Below are 16,912 nucleotides of genomic sequence, written 5' to 3'. Positions count from 1 at the left end.
CGCGCACCGCGCGGGCCATTCTTCGTTCGTACCAACCGATTTCGGATTTACCCGAAACGACCGGAGATGTAGTCTTCCGTCGCTTTCTTACCGGGGTTGGAGAAGATCTTCTCGGTGTCGTCGATCTCGACCAGCCGACCGGGCTTGCCCTGGGCCTCCAGGTTGAAGAACCCGGTCTGGTCACTCACGCGGGCAGCCTGCTGCATGTTGTGGGTGACGATAACGATGGTGAATTCCTTCTTCAGCTCGGTGATCAGGTCCTCGATCGCGAGCGTGGAGATCGGGTCGAGCGCCGAACAGGGCTCGTCCATCAGCAGCACGTCCGGGGAGACCGCGATCGCACGCGCGATGCACAGGCGCTGCTGCTGACCACCGGACAGGCCGCCGCCCGGCTTGTCGAGGCGGTCCTTGACCTCGTTCCAGAGGTTCGCGCCGCGCAGCGAGCGCTCGGCGACCTCGTCGAGTTCCTTCTTGCTCCGCACGCCCTGCAGCTTCAGCCCGGCCACCACGTTGTCGCGAATCGACATGGTGGGGAACGGGTTCGGGCGCTGGAACACCATGCCGATGGTGCGGCGCACACCCACCGGGTCGATCTGCGAGCCGTAGATGTCCTCGCCGTCCAGCAGCACGGCGCCCTCGACGCGGGCGTTCGGCGTCACCTCGTGCATGCGGTTGAGCGAGCGCAGCACGGTGGACTTACCGCAACCGGACGGGCCGATGAAGGCGGTGACACTGCGGGGCAGCACGGTCAGGTCCACGTCGGCGACCGCGTGGAACTTCGCGTAGAAGATGTTCAGGTCTTTGACGTCGATCCGCTTGGCCATCTGAGTTTCCTATCGATTCCGCGTGAGCAGCTTGTTGACGACCGCGGCCGCCGCGTACAGCAGCGCGATGAGCAGGATCAGTGTCAGCGCCGCGCCCCAGACCCTGGCCCGGCCTTCGGGCTCCGGGTTCGCCAGCTCCTGGTAGATCATCAGCGGCAGCGAGGCCATGTTGCCGTCGAAGACGTTGCTGTTGATCGACTTGCTGTAGCCGACGAGCACCAGCACCGGCGCGGTCTCGCCCATGACTCGGGCGAGGGAGAGCAGGATGCCGCTGATCATGCCGGGCAGCGCGGTCGGTATCACGATCCGCGCGATGGTCTTCCATTTCGGAACGCCGAGCGCGTATGCGGCCTCGCGCAGTTCGTCGGGAACCAGCTTCAGCATTTCCTCGGTGCTGCGCACCACCACCGGCAGCATCAGCAGCACCATCGCCAGCGCGACCGCGAACGCGCTCTGCGGTGCGCCGAAGGTGGCGATCCACAGCGCGAAGATGAACAGCGCCGCGACGATGGACGGCACACCCGCGAGGATGTCCACCATGAACGTGGTGGTCTTGGCCAGCCAGCCGCGACCGTATTCGACCAGGTAGACGGCGGCCATGATGCCGATCGGCACGGCGATCACCGCGGCGATCGCGGACTGCACGATGGTGCCGTAGATGGCGTGGTACACACCGCCACCGGACTGGTCGGGCAGGATGCCCTTCTGCGACTTCTGCCACCAGTCGATGGAGATGACCGATTCGAAGCCCTTGCTCACCACCATGATGAGCACCCAGGCCAGCGGGATCAGCGCGATGGCGAAGCACAGCCACACCAGGCCGGTCGCAAGGTGATTGCGCAGCCGGCGACTCGTGCTGACGTCACGGAAGGTCGGCGCCTTGATCGGCTTGTCGAGCGTTGTCGTGGTCATTACCCGTTCACCCTTCCGCCCGCGGCGAGCCGGGCCAGCGCGTTGACGACGAAGGTCAGCGCGAACAGCACGAAGCCGGCCGCGATGTAGGCACCGGTCGGCAGCGGCGAACTGAATTCCGAGGCCGAGGCCGCGATCCGGGAAGCGAAGGTATACCCACCGTCGAACAGCGACCAGCCGCCGGCCTGCGCGGAGGTCTTCAATACGACCAGTACCGCGATGGTTTCCCCGAGCGCGCGCCCGAGTCCGAGCATGGAGCCTGCGATCACACCGCTGCGGCCGTAGGGCAGCACGGTCATCCGCACCATTTCCCACTTCGTCGCGCCGAGGGCGTGTGCCGCCTCGACGTGCGCGGGCGGCGTCAGCGCGAAGACCTCACGCGACACCGAGGTGATGATCGGCAGAATCATGACCGCGAGCACCACACCCGCGGTGAAGATCGTGCCGCCACCGGAGATCGTCACATTGCCGTCGGAGAAGAGAAAGAACCAGCCGAGATTGTCGTTCAGGAACTCCTGCACCGGCTTCAGATGTGGCGCGAGGACCAGAAAGCCCCACAGGCCGAACACGATCGACGGCACCGCGGCAAGCAGATCGACGAGCATCGCGAAGGGCCGCGCCAATGGCTTCGGCGAGTAGTGCGTCAAGAACAGGGCGATGCCAACCCCGATCGGCACCGCGATCACCAGCGCGAAGATCGAGCTCAGCACCGTCACCATGAACAGATCACGGATACCGAAGCGGAGATTGTCCGCGTTCGAGGTGTTGAACTCGCTGCTGGTGAAGAAGTTCGCGTCGTTCGCCATGACCGAGGGCACCGCGCGGATCAGCAGGAACAGCGCGATCAGCGCGATAACGGCGACGATGGTCGCGCCCGATGCCGTGGCCAGAGACCGGAAAATGATCTCGGCCCGGTGGTTATGGGCGGGGCGAGCCTTTTTGGCCGGCTCGGTGCTCGGTTCACTGGACATGGGGTCGATGTCTCCGGCCGCCCGCCGGCCCGTCGAATCCGACGAGCCGGCGGCGGTCACCTCAGGGTGCACGGTCATGGCTTCGGCGTGCGATCAGGAGATGGCGTTGATCGCGGTGGTCAGGCGGGTCTTGAACTTCTCCGGGATCGGGACGTACCCGGCCTCGTCGAGACCCTTCTGGCCGTTGCTGATCGCCGAGGTCAGGAACGCCTTGACCGCCTTGGCCGTGTCGGCGTCCTTGTACTTCGAGCAGACGATCTCGTAGGTGGGCAGGATGATCGGGTAGGCACCCGCTTCGGTCGGCTTGTAGAACGAGCTGGTGTCGAGCACCAGGTCGTTGCCCTCGCCCTTGATCTTCGCGCTGTCGATGGCCTTGCCCGCGGACGCGGTATCCAGCTTCACCGGAGTCTTGGAGGCCGAGGTGATGATCTGCGCGATGGACAGGTTCTGCGCCTTCGCGAACGACCACTCGTTGTAGGTGATCGCGTTCTTGGTGCTCTTGACCGCGGCCGAGGAGCCTTCGTTGCCCTTCGCGCCCTCACCGACACCGCCGGTGAACGCCTTGCCCGCACCCTTGCCCCAGGCGCCGTCGGAGGCGGCGTCGAGGTAGAGCTGGAAGTTGTCGGTGGTGCCCGACTCGTCGCTGCGGAAGATCACCGCGATCTTGTCGGAGGGGAGCTTGGCGTTCGGGTTGAGCGCCTTGATCTCCGGGGCGTCCCAGGTGGTGACGGTGCCGTTGAACACCTTGGCGGCGGTCGGGCCGTCGAGCACCAGGTCGGTGACGCCGTCGATGTTGTAGGTGATGGCGATCGGGCCGAACACGGTCGGCAGGTTCCAGGCGGGGGAACCGCAACGCTCCTGAGCCTTGGCCGGCTCTTCCTTCTTCGAGCTGAGCGGCGAGTCGGAGCCGGCGAAATCGGTCTGGCCACCGAGGAACTCGTTGACGCCTGCGCCCGAGCCGCTCGAGGTGTAGTTCAGCGTGTTGCCGTCGCAGTTGGTTTCGTAGGCGGCGACGAAGCGGTCCATCGCGTTCTTCTGCGCCGACGAACCGCTGGACTTCAGCGCCTTCTTGCCACCACAGGCAATCTCCGAATTGGCGTTGTTGCCTTCGGTGCCGGCCGTGTTGTCGTCACTGCCACACCCGACGAGGGTCATGGCACCAACGGCCAGCACACCAACGAGGGCGCTGCTGCGCTTGAAATTCACTGATTCCTCCGGAAAGGCGTCCTACTCGTCCGGTCCCTCACCGGCCCGGACGGGTGATGTGGTGCTGTTCGCGGGGAACTTGCGCACCAGGCAGCCGTGGGCTGCCCACCACTCAACGTAAAGTCACGTGGTTTACAGTTGGACCGAACTGAGTGAACGGCGAGTGAACAGGCAAGCGCGATTAGGGCGTTATGTGTGACATTAGCCGCAGTTTTACTCGGCAGCCCCCGCCGTGGCCCCTGCTATTCAGTTGAGCCCGCCGCATAGGCGACATCGATGTGCGCCGGTGTGAACCCCAGCCGGGTGTAGGTATGCACCGCCGACGTGTTGTCGGCCTCGGTGTAAAGCAACACCTCGGCGAGGCCGCGATCGCGCAGATAATGCAGGCCGACCAGGGTCAGCAGGCGGCCGAGTCCGCGACCCTGCGCGGCCGGATCGATGCCTACGACGTAGACCTCCCCGACCGCCGGCGTCTCGTCGTAATGCACCTTCGTCCAATGGAATCCGAGGACTCGGTCGGGGTGGGCGGTGTCGGTCGCGAGGAACAGCCCCTTCGGGTCGAACCAGGGCTCGGCGCGGCGGGCCTCGATGTCGCGTGCGGTCCAGCCACCCTGCTCCGGATGCCAGGCGAAGGCGGCGTTGTTCACCCGCAACAATTCGGCATCGTCGGCGGCACCGGCATAGGTCCGGATCGTCACCCTGCCGCGCGCAGCAACCTGCGGTAGCTCGGGAGTTGCCAGCGGTCGGCGCATCTGCCACAGCTCGCGTGCGGTGGCCAGGCCGAGCCGAGCCGAAACTGCCTTCGCGGCGGGCAGATTTCCGTGCGCCCAGACTCGGGTATCGGGACCGCCCTCGGTGAGTGCGGCCGCGACCAGTTCGCTGCCGATGCCGTTGCCCCGGGCCGGCGGATCGACCGCGACCTCGGCCATCGCCGGATGTTCGCCGTGTGCCGGTACCAGATTCGCGTAGCCGGTGACGACGTCGTCGCGTACCGCCAGCAGATGCCGTACCGAGGGATCATCGCCCGCGCTCAGCGACAGCACCGCCTGTTCGGAAACGGGGGCGACACCGTCGGTGGCGGTCGCGCGTTCGAGTAGTTGCCGGACGGCGGCTGCGGCGGCCGAATCCAGCCGCTCGGTCCACTGTGCTGCCACGCCGTTCATCGGGCTCCAATCCTCGTTTTCCGCGGCAGCCCGACCGGGCTGCCCACTCGGACAACGTCATTGCGCGGCGCGGCATTTCGCGTCCGTCCGGGCCGGTGCGCGGCCGCCTGGTGACGCGGCGAATACCGGGCTGAACACAGCGCGAACACATAATGACGCGACGGTGTTTCGGATTGGGCGGCTTCGCCCACCGACCTCACTGCACAGAGCCGTTGACCGGAGCGAGCGGCGCGTCGTCCGTGCCCTCCGACTCGTCCTCCGCAGCGGGGGCCTGGTCGTTCTTGCTCGCCGTCCTGGACGGCCGCACCGCCTTGTAGCCGACATTGCGCACAGTGCCGATGAGCGATTCGTACTCGCTGCCGAGCTTCGCGCGCAGCCGCCGGACGTGCACGTCGACCGTGCGGGTGCCGCCGAAGAAGTCGTAGCCCCACACCTCTTGTAGCAGCTGGGCCCTGGTGAACACCCGGCCCGCGTGCTGCGCGAGGTACTTGAGCAGCTCGAATTCCTTGTAGGTGAGATCGAGCGGGCGCCCGCGCAGGCGGGCGGTGTAGGTGCCCTCATCGATCACCAACTCGCCGAGGGTGATCTTGCCGGAGTTCTCCGGACTCGCCACGCCGCCGTTGCGGCCGACCAACAGCCGCAGCCTGGCGTCCAGCTCGGCCGGGCCGGTGCCGGGCAACAGGATGTCGTCGAGTCCCCAGTCTGCGTTGACCGCGACCAGGCCACCCTCGGTGAGCACGGCGACCACCGGCACCGACGACCCGGTGCTGCCGAGCAGGCGGCACAGGCCGCGCGCGGCGGCCAGGTCGGTCCGTGCGTCGACCAGCGCGACATCCGCACTCCCCGCCTCCAGCAGCGAGGAGACCTCGGTGGGCGCCGGACGCACGTGATGCGCCAGCAACGCCAGTGAGGGCAGCACCGCTTCGGGGTTGGGGTCGGAGGTCAGCAGGAGTAGCTCCACAAGCTCTCCTCCCATCTCGTAGCTCCGAGGACAACAGCCGCACTGCCGGGGGCCACGTCGCTGATCACAGGTAATTCGATGCAAGATTAGCGTGTCGACCCCGATGACCTCGTCATCCGGGTCGCCGAGTCATCGTGAGTGATATGTCTGATACCAGAAATGCACCGTCGCGCCGGGGATGGCTAAGGTGCACCAATGCGCAAGCTCATCATCGGGCTGCTGATTCTCGCGGGACTCGCAGTAGTCACTGATTTCAGCGTCGCGGCCTATTCGGAATACCGCGTCTCGCGCGCGCTCCGTAAGGGCGCCGATCTGCCCGCCGATCCGGCGGTGGCCATCCGCGGCGTCTCCTTCCTGGTGCAGGCGCTCGACGGCCGCTACGACAATGTCTGGATCAGGGCGGGTGGAAACCAGCCGCACACACCGGGCGAATACGAGTTCGAAGCGACGCTGACCGGCGTGCGGCTGCCGCTGCGCGAGCTGGTCGACGGCAGCCTGCGCAACGTGCCGGTGGAGCGGGTCGAGAGTTCGCTGCGCATCGGGCCGACCGAGCTCGGTCGGCTGTTCAACATTCCTGACCTGCAGGTGAAGGGCCCGCCCGCGGACAAGTCCGACGGCACCGGCGGATCGGGCGGTTCCGGGATGACCGCGACCGACGGCGTGCTGTGCCTCACCGGCAGCCTGCCGGAGGGGACGGACAAGCAGTTCGCAGGAAAGAAGGTCGCCGTGCGGGCCGAGCTCGTGGTCGACGGCGGCGAGGTGAAGATCACCGCGACCGGTTCCTGCCCGGCCGAGACCGACACCATCCCGCTGGCGCTGCTCCCGCAGCCCGATCAGCCCGCGGTGCTCGCGCGGTTCACCCGTACTATCGACATCAAAGAATTGCCGTTCGGTGTCCAACCCGCCAAGGTGCGTGCAGACGGTGGGTGGATCGTGGCTGAAGGCAAGGGTGTGAATGTGACGATCGACCTCGACCGATTGCAGCAATCATGATTGAAATCACAATTCTGGCAGCGGTGTTGCTCGCCGCGTTGGCGGTGGGCATTTTCCTACGCCGCCGCGAAGGCAAGGTCCGTGCCGCCGATGTAATCGAAATCGGCTCGGCGCGTGCCGATCTGCTCGCCGCCGTCGGCGTGACCGGCACCGGCCCCGCCGTGCTGCACTTCTCCGCCGACTGGTGCGGCCCCTGTGTCGCGGTGCGCCGCGTCGTCGCCGACGTCACCGGCCAGCTGGCCGAGTCGGCGCAGCCGCCGCTGGACATCGAGATCGATATCGATGCCGACCCCGTGCTCGCCAAGGAACTGAACGTGCTGTCCTTGCCGACCACGTTCGTCTTCGATAGTGAAGGCCGCGAACGCTTTCGGATCTCCGGCGTGCCGAAGGTGACCGATCTGCGCTCCGCGCTGGAGCCACTGACTGTTGCCGCCTAGCGGCCTTGACAAGGTCCCCGGACGGCTGTGATCAACCCGGGGTCCAATTCTCCCGCCTGATTAGGTAAACTGTATTCGTGCTTTACAACCACGAGCTGATGCTCACCCGACGCCGCACAGTTGACCTGTGCCGCCTCGGTGGTTGTTGCTGCCTGTGCCGCTGAGCGGTCGGCTCTCCTCAGATTTCCTGACGCCGACCTTTGTCCGCCGTGCGAGTGATCTCGTTGATCCCCCGGCGAACTGGCAATTTTCCAGCCATCAGTCGCATCCAGCGCAGGAGTACGCACAATGTCCACCGAAATCGGTAACACTTCGCAGAATCAGCCAATTCCCCAGGGACAAGTAGACGTTCGCGGACCGCGGTTCGCCGCGTGGGTCACCACCGCCGTCCTGGTCCTGGTGCTGATCGCCGCCATCTTCTCCCCCGTCGCCGCCGCGGTGCTCATCGCCGCGCAAGCCGTCGTCTTCGCGCTCGGCGCCGCCTACGGTCCGCGCAAGCATCCGTACGGCCGCCTCTACGCGAAGTTCGTCGCGCCGCGGGTCGCCCCGACCACCGAGACCGAACCCGTGCCGCCGCTGAAGTTCGCGCAGCTGCTCGGCCTGGTCTTCGCGGTGGTCAGCCTGCTGGGCTTCGCGCTCGGCTCCACAGTTGTCGGCGCGGTCTTCGCCGGCTTTGCCCTGTTCGCCGCGTTCTTGAACGCGGCGTTCGGGATTTGCCTGGGTTGCCAGATCTATCCCCTGGTCGCCCGCTTCCGCCGGATTACCCCGTCCCCGGCACCGAACTGATCCGCTGTTTCATCTCTGAAAGGAACAACATGGCTCGCTCCGATGTCCTGGTCTCCGTGGACTGGGCCGAAGAGAACCTCAACGCCCCCGGCGTCGTCTTCGTCGAGGTCGACGAGGACACCTCCGCCTACGACAACGGCCACATCGAGGGCGCCGTCCGGCTCGACTGGAAGAAGGACCTGCAGGATCAGGTTCGTCGTGACTTCGTGAACCAGGAGCAGTTCTCCGACCTGCTCTCGGCGCGCGGCATCTCGAACGACGACGAGGTAATCCTGTACGGCGGCAACAACAACTGGTTCGCCGCGTACGCCTACTGGTATTTCAAGCTGTACGGCCACACCAACGTCAAGCTGCTCGACGGTGGCCGCAAGAAGTGGGAGCTCGACGGCCGCCCGCTGTCCACCGACGGCGTCAACCGCCCGGCCACCCAGTACAAGGCCGCCGCCCCCGACGTGACCATCCGCGCGTTCCGCGACGAGGTCATCGCCGCCATCGGCACCAAGAACCTGGTCGATGTCCGCTCGCCCGACGAGTTCTCCGGCAAGATCCTGGCCCCCGCGCACCTGCCGCAGGAACAGAGCCAGCGTCCCGGCCACATCCCCGGCGCCATCAACGTGCCGTGGAGCAAGGCCGCGAACGAGGACGGCACCTTCAAGTCCGACGCCGAGCTCGCCGAGATCTACAAGGAAGCGGGCCTGGACGGCGAGAAGGAGACGATCGCCTACTGCCGGATCGGCGAGCGTTCCTCGCACACCTGGTTCGTGCTGCAGGAACTGCTCGGCCACAGCAATGTCAAGAACTACGACGGGAGCTGGACCGAGTACGGCTCCCTCGTCGGTGCACCGATCGAGTTGGGAGCGTAATCAACATGTGTGCAGCACCTACCCAGGGTCAGGCCATCCCGGCAGGCGTCGACGTGGAGAAGGAAACGGTCATCACCGGCCGCGTCCTGAGCACCGACGGCCAGCCGGTCGGCGGCGCGTTCGTGCGCCTGCTCGACGGCAACGGTGATTTCACCGCCGAGGTCGTCGCCTCCGGCACCGGCGACTTCCGCTTCTTCGCGGCGCCGGGCGCGTGGACCTTGCGGGCGCTCTCCTCGGCCGGTAACGGTTCCGCCGAGGTTCGTCCGGAAGGCGCGGGAATCCATCCCGTGGACGTCGCGGTCGCCAAGTAAGAGACCGTACGCAGCTAACGACCCCGGACTTCCCGCACCGTGACGGGAAGCACCGGGGTCGTCTGCATATGCGGCGGTGGTTGTCGATAGACTCCAGACGTGGTCCTCTTCTTCGAGATTCTGCTGGTGGCCGTCGCCATTCTCATCGGCTGGTTCGGCCTGTACGTCTTCTACCGGCTGTTCACCGAGTCATGAGTGATCTCGCGAGCGAAGGTTCCAATCCGGCCGAGCAAGCGAGTGAACAACTGAACGGCAACGGCTCCCCCGAATCGGCTGGTCGCCGCAGCGGCGATCAAGCCGTGTCCGAGGCCGTCGAGCGGGCCAAGACGACCGGCGCCCGCAACATTCCGGTGCTGCCCGATCTGCCGCTGCCCGAGGACACCGCGAACCTGCGGCTCGGGCCGGATCTGAGCTCCTCCATGCTGGCGCTGCTGCCGATGGTCGGCGTGTGGCGCGGCGAAGGTGAGGGCAACAACCCGGAGCGCGGCGATTACCGCTTCGGTCAGCAGATCATCGTCGCGCACGACGGCGGCGACTACCTGTCCTGGGAGTCGCGGTCCTGGGCGCTGGACACCGAGGGCAACTACGCGGGCCCCGATCTGCGCGAGAGCGGTTTCTGGCGGGTCGGCATCGACGGCAACGACGAGGTCATCGAGCTGCTGCTCACGCACAGCACCGGCATCGTCGAACTCTTCTACGGCCAGGCGCTCACCCAGTCCTCCTGGGAGCTCGCCACCGACGTGGTCATCCGCAGCCAGTCCGGCATCGTGGTCGGCGGCGCGAAGCGCTTGTACGGCATCGTCGAAGGCGGCGACCTCGCTTATGTCGAGGAACGCGTCGTAGCCGACGGTCCCCTGGAACCCCGCCTCTCGGCCCGGCTCCAGCGCTACATCGGCTGATCGGGAACGCGACTGCTGATTTCGCGGGTACATGGGTAACTCACCGGGTACCGGCTGACTCGCACCAGCACCTCACCGCCGGTCGCCAACGCTACCGAGCACGCACCTGAATCTGGCCTGAATTCGCGGAGGGGCGGAACAGAACAGCCCCCGAGCCCTACCAAAGCGGGGTTAATCGCTCGGGTCCTGGTCGGACTCAACCAGGGGCTCGGGGGCCGGGTGACTGCGTGGTATTCGCTAGCGCTCGCGCGGCGAAAACACTGCAGCGGTGGCGCTAGCGCGCAGCCACCTCACGCGTCCTTTGAATAACCATTCTTCGAACCACCTCCTTCCTGTGTACTGACGAATTTAGCCACGGATCAGCCGGTCGGCAACGGAATTTCTCCGAGGGCGGAAGTGGGCATCGCACGATCTGCGAAATCGGCTTTCACCTGGGCTGATGCTTCGACTCGGACGATGACGTCGGCATTGTGGTGCGGTGGCAGCTGATGTGTGACGACCACCACAATTCGATCGGGCTCCACCAAACCACTGTCCACGTCCAGCAACTCGCGCAGCAGCTCGGCACCCGCGTCCGCCTCGAGGTGTTCGGTCGGTTCGTCGAGCAGCAATACCCGGGCCGGCGATACGAGTGCTCGGGCAAGCAGGATGCGGCGACGCTGACCGCCCGAGACCGCCGCCGCGCCACCGATCAGATCGGTGTGCACGCCCTTGGGCAGGGAATCGAGCCAGTCGCCGAGACCCACTCTGGCCAAGGCTTTCTCGGCTTCGGCCGCAGTGAGATCGCCGCGGGCAACGCGCAGGTTCTCCAGTACGGACGTGCCGAAGAGATGCGCGTCTTCGGCGAAGAAGGTGACACCGGGCCGGGGAGTATCGAAGAGCCCCGCCCACGCCATCAGCAGCGTGGTCTTTCCGGCACCGCTCGGCCCGACGACGGCGATCCGGCGACCCTCGGGCAGCTCCGGAAGTTGTTGCAATAGAACGTTGTCGAGCCCACGGTCAGCAGGCGCGGGTTCGGCCGCATCGTGCTCGGTCAGCCGACGCAGGGCCGCGCGGGCGGTCGTCAACGCCTGTGCGGCGGCGGGCAGCGGCCCGACCGCCTCGAAGGCCGACAGCGGAAGCAGGACGAGCACGGTGAGCGCCATCGGTGTCATCGCGCCCGGCGCGCCGCCCGACGGACCGTAGAGGGTGATGCCGATCAGCAAGGCGCCCAGCACGCTCACACCGATCGAGAGCGGGGTGGCCGCGGCCGACCATGCGCTGCGTGCGGCCGCCGCATCCTCCGCCGCGACCGCCCGGCGCGAGGCCTTGGTGGCGGCGCCGAGGGCCGCGTCCAGCCGACCCGCGACGCGCAGTTCGGCCGCGTGGTCCAGCACCGTCAGTGCCTGCGCGGTGAACTCGGCACGGTCCGCGCGCACGGCCCGTTCGGCGTCCCGCGCGGCCTTTGCCGACAGCCATGGGGCGACGACCCCCGAAACGGCCAGTGCCCCGGCCAGAATCGCGGCCGCGGCCACCGAAATCGTGGCGAGCAGGCCGATCGCGACCGCGGAAAGCACGACGGCGACCGCGACGGGGACGAACACCCGCACCACAACAGCGCCGAGATCGTCTATGTCGCTACCGATTCGGACCAGCAGGTCGCCCCGGCGCAGCTGCCCGCCCGACCGGCCGGCACCGACGACAGCCGATCGCCGGCCGCTCGACGGCCTGCGCAGCCAGAAGTCGGATCCGGCCAACGTTCGATAGACCGTGGTGCGTGCCGTCGCCATCGCGCGCAGCGCGACGTCATGGGTGGCAAGCCTTTCCAGGTATCGGCACAGCCCTCGTGAAATACCGAGCGCTCGCACGGTCACCACGGCGATGCTCAGATCCAGCACCGGCGGCATCTGCCACGCGCGAGCGATCAACCACGCGGCCAGCGCCGCCAGCCCGAGCCCGCTGCCGAGCGCCAGCACGCCCCAGGCGACGGCCACCACGACCCGCCAGCGGGACAGTTCGAGCAATGCCCACATGCGCCGCAGATCGCCGAGCAGCGTCACAATTTCCGTTGCCGCGCCGACCGGTAGCGCGCCAGGCGTCTTCGCTGCGGCGCCGTCCGCCCTAGCACCCATCAGACCCCCACCTCCGCCCGCTCATCGATCGAGGCGCGTACGTGAACCACCTGATCGGCCGCTGTGAGAACCGTTGGGCGGTGGCCGATCACGATGACCGTCGCGCCGTCTCGAGCGCGCTGCTTCAACGCCGCGAGGACCGCGGTCTCGCTGTCGGCGTCGAGGTGGGCCGTCGGCTCGTCCAGCAACAGGATCGGCCGGTCCGCGGCGAGCACCCTGGTCAACGCCAATCGCTGGCGCTGGCCGAGGGACAGCCCGACGCCGCCCGGACCGACCACCGTGTCCCACCGATCGGGCAGTTCCTCCAGCACCGTGTCGAATCCGGTAGCCACACAAGCGGCTTCGAGGTCGTCGACCACGCGTGCCGGTCCATGCGGAGGCGACGGCTCGGCCTGCGCACCGAACAGTTCGAGGTTTTCGCGCAACGTGCCGGGCACCAGGACGGGGCGCTGCGGCAGCCATGCGACGCGGGCCCACCATGCGTCCTGATCCAGCTCGCGCACATCGATACCGTCGACGGTCACCGCGCCCTGGTCCGGCTCGATCAATCCCAGGATCGCCTGCACCGCTGTCGATTTCCCGCTGCCGTTCGGTCCGGCGAGGACCGTGACGACACCGGGGCGCAGCAGCCCGGACAACCCGTCGGGCGCGAAACCGCCACGCGCCCCGACGGACAGATCGTGCAGTTCGACAACTCCGGCAACCCGTGCAGGCGCTACCCCGCCGGCCAGCGCCACGCTGCCGCTGTCCGGCTCGAGCACCGCGAAGGCCTTGTCCGCGGCCGCCATTCCGTCCTGTGCGGCATGAAACCGCTCCCCCACCATTCGCAGTGGCAGATACACCTCCGGGGCCAGCACCAGGGCAACCAGGCCCGCGTACAGGCTCATCTCACCGAACACCAGCCGCAGTCCGATGGACACCGCGATCAGCGCGACGCTCAACGTCGCGAGCAGCTCGAGCACCATCGAGGACAGGAACGCGATCCGCAGCGCGCGCATCGTCCGCTGCCGCAACGCATCGCCGAGCGCACGCACGCGGTCGGCCATGGTGCCCGGGCGGACCGCCGACGAATCGGCCGCGTCGTGCTCCGGATCCCGTGCCGCGGCAACCACTCCGCCGCGCTCCCGCCCGAGCGCTCGCAACGTCGGCATCCCCGCGAACAGGTCGAGCAGTTGATCCGACAGCCGGGTGGTGGCGGCCAGGGTTGCCTCGGCGCGCCCCTGCGTCAGCAGCCCGATCAGGATCATGAAGATCGGGATCAGCGGCAGCGTGATCACCACGATGAGGCCGGAGAGCGGATCGTGGATCGCGATGACCGCCAACACGATCGGCGGCACCAGTACCGCGAGCAGCAGGGCGGGAACGTAACCGATGAGATAGCCGCGCAATCCCGACAGTCCGGTGCCGACCACGACCGCGAGTTCGGTTCTGCGGGTTTCGAGTTCCCGCGGTGGCAACCGGGCCCCGGCGGTGAGCACCGCGGTCTCCAGCTCGGCCACCACGCCCGCGCCCGCCCGGTGCGCCAGCCGCGACTGCAGCCAGGTGGCCAGCACCCGGCAGGCGATGGCGAGCGTGAGCACCAGCAGCTCGGTCGTCCATGCGCCGAGGCTGCGCTGCCCAGGATCGGTGACGACCCCGGACAGCACCCGGGCCAGCATGACCGCCGCGACCACGATCGATCCGGTGATCACCACGGACAGCGCGACACTCAGCACCAGGTAGCGGCGTGCCGAGCGGGCATACCGCCACAGGCGCGGGTCGACGGGCGGGCGGGCCATGGCTCAGTCCTTCAGCGGGAGCCCGACCGGGGCCGGGATCTGGTCGACCGTGATCCGCTTGCGGAACACCCAGTACGTCCAGCCCTGGTAGAGCAGCACGACCGGCGTGACGATCACCGCCGCCCAGCTCATCACCTTCAGCGTGTACGGGGTGGACGACGCGTTGTGGATGGTCAGGTCGAACGCCGCATCGATGGTGGAGGGCAACACATTCGGGAACAACGACCCGAACAGCAGCGTGGTCGCCGCCGCCACCGTGACGGTGGTGCCGGTGAAGGCCCACCCGTCGCGATCGGCGAGCACCGCGGCGCAGGCGGCGACGAGCCCGAGTACCGCGACCCCCAACGGAATCCACGTCCACCCGGTGCCGTAGGCCAGCTGTGTCCAGAGCCCGAACGCGCCGACGATCACGGCGGTCGGCGCCAGCAGCAGCCTGGCCGTGCGCTGGGCGTCGTCGCGCACCTCGCCGCCGGTCTTCAGCCCGAGGAACACCGCGCCGTGCAGCGCGAACAACAGCGCGGTGGTCAATCCGCCGAGCAAGGCGTAGGGGCCCAGCAGATCCCACACCGAGCCGGCGAACTGCTTCTTCTCGTTCAGCGGCACCCCGCGCACGATATTGGCGAAGACCCAGCCCCACGCGAGCGCCGGAATCCAGGAACCGATACCGATGCCGAGATCGCAGCGGGCCCGCCAGCGCGGATCGTTGATCTTGCCGCGATATTCGATGGCGCAGATGCGCAGGATCAGCGCGACGAGCAGCAACAGCAGCGCCAGGTAGAAACCGGAGAACATGCTGGCGTACCACTCCGGGAAGGCGGCGAACATGGCGCCGCCCGCGGTGATCACCCAGACCTCGTTGCCGTCCCACACCGGCCCGATCGTGTTGAGCACCACCCGCCTTCGCCTGTCGGAGCCGCGGCCCAGGATGGGCATCAGCATGCCGACCCCGAAGTCGAAGCCCTCCAGCACGAAGTAACCGGTGAACAGCACTCCGATCAGCACGAACCAGAACTCTTGCAAACTCATCGTCGGCTCCTAGTAGGCGAACGAAAGTTGTTCGACGGCAGGCTCTTCGGTCCGCGGCCTGCCCGGGCCGCCGGTATCGTCGGGCTTGTCGTCATCGGCGACCACCGGCGCCGGATCGGGCCCGTGCACCACGTAGCGCCGCATCAGGTAGAACCAGACCACCGCCAGCGCGCCGTACAGCAGCGTGAAGACGATCAGCGAGAACAGCACCACACCGGCCGAATGGTTCGACACACCCTGCTGCACCATCAACCGCACGTTCGGGTCACCCGTCGGGTTCGGCACGACAACCCAAGGCTGGCGGCCCATTTCGGTGAACACCCAGCCCGCGCTGTTGGCCAGGAACGGTGTCGGAATCATCAGCAGGCTGAGCCAGGAGAACCAGCGCTGGTTCGGCACCCGGCCGCGCCGGGTGAGCCACAGCCCGGCCAGCGCCAGCACCGCCGAGCCCGCCGCGAGGCCGATCATCGCGCGGAACGACCAGTAGGTGACGAACAGGTTCGGCCGGTAGTCGCCGACGCCGTACTTCTCGTTGTATTCCTTCTGCAGGTCGACCACGCCGGGCAGGGTGACGCCGCTGAACTCGCCCTTGGCCAGGAACGGCAGCACGAACGGCACCTCGAGCACATGGACGACGCTGTCGCAGTTGTTGTGTGTGCCGACCGTGAGGATGGAGAAATCGGGGTCGGTTTCGGTGTGGCACAACGACTCCGCCGAGGCCATCTTCATCGGCTGCTGCTCGAACATCAGCTTGCCCTGGGTGTCGCCGGTGAAGAACAACGCCACCAGCGACACCAGCATCACCCAGGTGCCGACCAGCGCCGCGGGCCGCCACATGGTGCGCGCCTCCGCCAACTGGGTGGCGTCCCCGCTGCGCGCCTTGCGCACCATCCACCAGCCCGCGATACCCGCCACGAAAGTGCCTGCCGTGACGAAGGATCCGGCGACCACGTGCGGAAAGGCCGCCAGCAGTGTGTTGTTCGTGAGCACCGCGACGATGCTCTCCAACTCCGCCCGTCCGGTCTCCGGATTGAACCGCGCGCCGACCGGATGCTGCATGAACGAGTTCGCGGCGACGATGAAGTACGCCGAGGCGTTCACCCCGATGGCCACCATCCAAATCGCGGCCAGGTGCGCGAGTTTCGGCAATCGGGACCAGCCGAAGATCCACAGGCCCAGGAAGGTCGACTCCATGAAGAAGGCGACCAGCCCCTCCAGCGCGAGCGGCGCGCCGAACACGTCGCCGACGAAGCGGGAGTACTCGCTCCAGTTCATCCCGAACTGGAACTCCTGCACGATGCCGGTGGCGACGCCGAGCGCGAAGTTGATCAGGAACAGTTTGCCGAAGAACTTGGTCAGCCGCAGCCAGTGATCCTTACCGGTGATCACCCACGCGGTCTGCATGGCGGCGACCAGAGGCGCGAGTCCAATGGTCAGCGGCACCAGCAGAAAGTGGTAGACCGTGGTGATCCCGAACTGCCACCGCGAGATATCCAGCGCATTCATAACTGCGCCTCGCTACCGCGCAGCTCCGTCATGACCGCCGAGGCGGCTCCGTCATCGGTTCGCTCGCTCACGGTGCCACGACCTCCTCGTCGTCTACGACATGACGTAGTAATACTACGTCGGAGGAGGGTTGGAAGAAGTGAGTCGTAGGACACGACACACGGG

At 67.1% G+C, this 16,912-nt stretch carries 16 protein-coding genes; 6 read left to right on the top strand and 10 right to left on the bottom strand.

Annotation, left to right across the window (positions count from 1 at the left end; all coding sequences use genetic code 11):
• Positions 1-47: 47 nt before the first annotated feature.
• The 6 genes from pstB to IBX18_RS12610 form a co-directional block, all read right to left on the bottom strand.
• Positions 48-824: a phosphate ABC transporter ATP-binding protein PstB gene (gene pstB / locus IBX18_RS12635; protein WP_194833918.1), complete on the bottom strand. Its 777-nt coding sequence runs from the start codon at positions 822-824 to the stop codon at positions 48-50.
• 9 nt (positions 825-833) lie between these two features.
• The gene (pstA, locus tag IBX18_RS12630) at positions 834-1,736 is read right to left on the bottom strand and encodes a phosphate ABC transporter permease PstA (RefSeq protein ID WP_194833917.1); all 903 of its coding nucleotides are present in this window, start codon (positions 1,734-1,736) and stop codon (positions 834-836) included.
• A complete protein-coding gene (gene pstC, locus IBX18_RS12625) occupies positions 1,736-2,707 on the bottom strand; it encodes a phosphate ABC transporter permease subunit PstC (protein WP_194834323.1) in 972 nt (323 codons plus the stop codon). Before pstC ends, pstA begins: the two co-directional genes overlap by 1 nt.
• Before the next feature lie 93 nt (positions 2,708-2,800).
• Positions 2,801-3,913 (bottom strand): phosphate ABC transporter substrate-binding protein PstS, encoded by a 1,113-nt coding sequence (gene pstS, locus IBX18_RS12620; protein WP_194833916.1) that lies wholly within the window; start codon positions 3,911-3,913, stop codon positions 2,801-2,803.
• A gap of 242 nt (positions 3,914-4,155) precedes the next feature.
• The gene (gene mshD / locus IBX18_RS12615) at positions 4,156-5,076 is read right to left on the bottom strand and encodes a mycothiol synthase (protein ID WP_194833915.1); all 921 of its coding nucleotides are present in this window, start codon (positions 5,074-5,076) and stop codon (positions 4,156-4,158) included.
• Positions 5,077-5,272: 196 nt separating this feature from the next.
• A complete protein-coding gene (locus IBX18_RS12610) occupies positions 5,273-6,037 on the bottom strand; it encodes a response regulator transcription factor (RefSeq protein ID WP_194833914.1) in 765 nt (254 codons plus the stop codon).
• Positions 6,038-6,232: 195 nt separating this feature from the next.
• Between IBX18_RS12610 and IBX18_RS12605 the strand changes: the two genes are divergently transcribed.
• The 6 genes from IBX18_RS12605 to IBX18_RS12580 all read left to right on the top strand — a co-directional run bounded on the left by IBX18_RS12605 (position 6,233) and on the right by IBX18_RS12580 (position 10,326).
• A complete protein-coding gene (locus IBX18_RS12605; protein ID WP_147131000.1) occupies positions 6,233-7,030 on the top strand; it encodes a DUF2993 domain-containing protein in 798 nt (265 codons plus the stop codon).
• On the top strand, positions 7,027-7,467 hold the full coding sequence (locus IBX18_RS12600) for a thioredoxin family protein (protein WP_194833913.1): 441 nt from the start codon (positions 7,027-7,029) through the stop codon (positions 7,465-7,467). The genes IBX18_RS12605 and IBX18_RS12600 overlap by 4 nt, the downstream gene beginning before the upstream one ends.
• Positions 7,468-7,755: 288 nt before the next feature.
• Positions 7,756-8,253 (top strand): DUF4395 domain-containing protein, encoded by a 498-nt coding sequence (locus IBX18_RS12595; protein WP_194833912.1) that lies wholly within the window; start codon positions 7,756-7,758, stop codon positions 8,251-8,253.
• Positions 8,254-8,282: 29 nt separating this feature from the next.
• On the top strand, positions 8,283-9,116 hold the full coding sequence (locus tag IBX18_RS12590) for a sulfurtransferase (protein ID WP_107653991.1): 834 nt from the start codon (positions 8,283-8,285) through the stop codon (positions 9,114-9,116).
• A gap of 5 nt (positions 9,117-9,121) precedes the next feature.
• Complete coding sequence (locus IBX18_RS12585; protein ID WP_040730884.1) at positions 9,122-9,427, top strand: DUF1416 domain-containing protein; 306 nt, start codon at positions 9,122-9,124, stop codon at positions 9,425-9,427.
• 191 nt (positions 9,428-9,618) lie between these two features.
• Complete coding sequence (locus IBX18_RS12580) at positions 9,619-10,326, top strand: FABP family protein (RefSeq protein ID WP_194833911.1); 708 nt, start codon at positions 9,619-9,621, stop codon at positions 10,324-10,326.
• Between the two features lie 359 nt (positions 10,327-10,685).
• Here IBX18_RS12580 and cydC read toward each other — a convergent pair whose 3' ends face one another.
• The 4 genes from cydC to IBX18_RS12560 all read right to left on the bottom strand — a co-directional run bounded on the left by cydC (position 10,686) and on the right by IBX18_RS12560 (position 16,747).
• The gene (gene cydC / locus IBX18_RS12575) at positions 10,686-12,338 is read right to left on the bottom strand and encodes a thiol reductant ABC exporter subunit CydC (protein ID WP_194834322.1); all 1,653 of its coding nucleotides are present in this window, start codon (positions 12,336-12,338) and stop codon (positions 10,686-10,688) included.
• A 98-nt stretch (positions 12,339-12,436) separates the two neighbouring features.
• Positions 12,437-14,215 carry an ABC transporter ATP-binding protein/permease gene (locus tag IBX18_RS12570; protein WP_194833910.1) on the bottom strand — a complete coding sequence of 593 codons (1,779 nt, stop codon included), beginning with the start codon at positions 14,213-14,215 and terminating at the stop codon, positions 12,437-12,439.
• Positions 14,216-14,218: 3 nt separating this feature from the next.
• On the bottom strand, positions 14,219-15,241 hold the full coding sequence (gene cydB, locus IBX18_RS12565) for a cytochrome d ubiquinol oxidase subunit II (protein ID WP_194833909.1): 1,023 nt from the start codon (positions 15,239-15,241) through the stop codon (positions 14,219-14,221).
• A gap of 9 nt (positions 15,242-15,250) precedes the next feature.
• Positions 15,251-16,747, bottom strand: coding sequence for a cytochrome ubiquinol oxidase subunit I (locus IBX18_RS12560; protein ID WP_194833908.1), 1,497 nt, complete (start codon positions 16,745-16,747; stop codon positions 15,251-15,253).
• Positions 16,748-16,912: the final 165 nt, after the last annotated feature.

The organism is Nocardia sp. XZ_19_369 (genome assembly GCF_015355715.1).
Classification (GTDB): domain Bacteria; phylum Actinomycetota; class Actinomycetes; order Mycobacteriales; family Mycobacteriaceae; genus Nocardia.
This window is presented reverse-complemented; position numbering and strand designations above follow the sequence as displayed.

What these genes read in the sequence shown, in the direction of transcription:
- mshD (WP_194833915.1), bottom strand. Translation starts at nt 5,076, where the DNA reads ATGAACGGCGTGGCAGCACAGTGGACCGAGCGGCTGGATTCGGCCGCC.
- cydC (WP_194834322.1), bottom strand. Translation starts at nt 12,338, where the DNA reads ATGTGGGCATTGCTCGAACTGTCCCGCTGGCGGGTCGTGGTGGCCGTC.
- pstC (WP_194834323.1), bottom strand. Translation starts at nt 2,707, where the DNA reads ATGTCCAGTGAACCGAGCACCGAGCCGGCCAAAAAGGCTCGCCCCGCC.
- IBX18_RS12605 (WP_147131000.1), top strand. Translation starts at nt 6,233, where the DNA reads ATGCGCAAGCTCATCATCGGGCTGCTGATTCTCGCGGGACTCGCAGTA.
- cydB (WP_194833909.1), bottom strand. Translation starts at nt 15,241, where the DNA reads ATGAGTTTGCAAGAGTTCTGGTTCGTGCTGATCGGAGTGCTGTTCACC.
- IBX18_RS12560 (WP_194833908.1), bottom strand. Translation starts at nt 16,747, where the DNA reads ATGAATGCGCTGGATATCTCGCGGTGGCAGTTCGGGATCACCACGGTC.
- pstA (WP_194833917.1), bottom strand. Translation starts at nt 1,736, where the DNA reads ATGACCACGACAACGCTCGACAAGCCGATCAAGGCGCCGACCTTCCGT.
- IBX18_RS12600 (WP_194833913.1), top strand. Translation starts at nt 7,027, where the DNA reads ATGATTGAAATCACAATTCTGGCAGCGGTGTTGCTCGCCGCGTTGGCG.
- IBX18_RS12580 (WP_194833911.1), top strand. Translation starts at nt 9,619, where the DNA reads ATGAGTGATCTCGCGAGCGAAGGTTCCAATCCGGCCGAGCAAGCGAGT.
- IBX18_RS12570 (WP_194833910.1), bottom strand. Translation starts at nt 14,215, where the DNA reads ATGGCCCGCCCGCCCGTCGACCCGCGCCTGTGGCGGTATGCCCGCTCG.
- IBX18_RS12595 (WP_194833912.1), top strand. Translation starts at nt 7,756, where the DNA reads ATGTCCACCGAAATCGGTAACACTTCGCAGAATCAGCCAATTCCCCAG.
- IBX18_RS12590 (WP_107653991.1), top strand. Translation starts at nt 8,283, where the DNA reads ATGGCTCGCTCCGATGTCCTGGTCTCCGTGGACTGGGCCGAAGAGAAC.
- IBX18_RS12585 (WP_040730884.1), top strand. Translation starts at nt 9,122, where the DNA reads ATGTGTGCAGCACCTACCCAGGGTCAGGCCATCCCGGCAGGCGTCGAC.
- pstB (WP_194833918.1), bottom strand. Translation starts at nt 824, where the DNA reads ATGGCCAAGCGGATCGACGTCAAAGACCTGAACATCTTCTACGCGAAG.